General features: G+C 38.8%; 2 protein-coding genes. Both read left to right on the top strand.

Annotated features, from left to right (window positions below; genetic code table 11):
• Positions 1–41: 41 nt before the first annotated feature.
• Positions 42–422: a hypothetical protein gene (locus tag P1X15_RS32420; protein ID WP_277342252.1), complete on the top strand. Its 381-nt coding sequence runs from the start codon at positions 42–44 to the stop codon at positions 420–422.
• A gap of 5 nt (positions 423–427) precedes the next feature.
• A complete protein-coding gene (locus P1X15_RS32415; protein ID WP_277342253.1) occupies positions 428–1,333 on the top strand; it encodes an IS3 family transposase in 906 nt (301 codons plus the stop codon).
• Positions 1,334–1,349: the final 16 nt, after the last annotated feature.

The following is a 1,349-nucleotide window of genomic DNA, read 5'->3' as shown; positions in this document are numbered from 1 at the left end:
TGTATATCCCTGAAATAGCTTGACACAAATTGTGTAAAGTTATGAAAGTGAGCAGCTTTATTAATTTAAAGAAAAAGTACAAAACAGGTGCCTTTCGATGGCATGTCATTGAACTGTATCGATTGGAATTAGTCAGTCAATCTCAGATTTTGACTGAGCTTAATATTTCCCTAAATTCACTTCGAGTCTGGAATCGGGATTACCAGCGCTACCGATTCAGACGTTATTATCCTAAATCTAACAACCTTAGAAAGATGAAAACCGAGGCTGATGAAATTACCCGCCTTAAACTTCAATTAGCTCAAACCGAAGCGCTTCTTCAACAGGAAAAACTCAGACGGGAAGCCTTCGAGACGATGATTAGTATCGCTGAAAAAGAATTTAAAATTCCGATAAGAAAAAAGTCTGGTCCCAAACGGTAACGGAACTGAATCGGCATCACCCCTTAGTAAGTATACAGACACTTTGCGGGCTGTTTGGGAAAAGCCGTCAGGCTTGGTATGATGCCCAGAAACAATCACAAAAAGAAGAATTTCACCATCTAATGCTTCTTTCGGAGATTAGAAGACTACGCCTTGATTTACCCAGTGTAGGAGTTGATGTTTTACATCATCAACTAACGGAGTTTCGATTGTGCCATGGGATAAAAATCGGAAGAGATAAACTATCTAACTTGTTGAGAGAGAATAGCTTATTGATCAAAAGAAAAACACGTAATGTAAAAACAACCTGGTCACATCATCGCTATTTTAAATACCCCAATCTCACTATTGGCAAAGAGATTTTGATTCCTAACTCATTATGGGTTAGCGACATTACCTATATTTCTATTGTTCGTGGATTTGTTTATTTGAGCCTTATCACCGATGCTTACTCCAGAAAAATTGTTGGCTGGGCACTGGAGGATTCCTTAGGAGCTATTGGCCCTGTCACCGCCTTGAAAATGGCTATAAAAGACAATAAAAGTCATTTACGTCCTAACCTCATTCATCATTCTGACCGGGGCGTCCAATACTGCTGTCGAGAGTATATTGATTTATTGAAGTTGCATAATATTTCCATCAGTATGACAGAACAAGGTGACCCTTATGAGAATGCCTTGGCGGAGCGAATGAATCGAACTATCAAAGAGGATATGCTGCTTAATCGTAGTTTTTTCGATATTCAAGCCGCTGAAGAAAAAATACGATGGGCAATTGAAAACTATAACACATTACGACCGCATGGCAGTTGTGATTATCTAACGCCTGAGCAGGCTCATCAAATGAAGGGACCATTAACTAAAAGATGGAGAGCATCAAAACGTGAGAAAAAGCAAAAAGTACAATTTTAGAAACTATTTCAGTGAC

The sequence above is a fragment of the Runella sp. MFBS21 genome (assembly GCF_029433105.1).
Lineage (GTDB): Bacteria > Bacteroidota > Bacteroidia > Cytophagales > Spirosomataceae > Runella.
The sequence above is the reverse complement of the archived record's forward strand: the minus strand, read 5'-3'. Positions and strand labels throughout refer to the sequence as shown.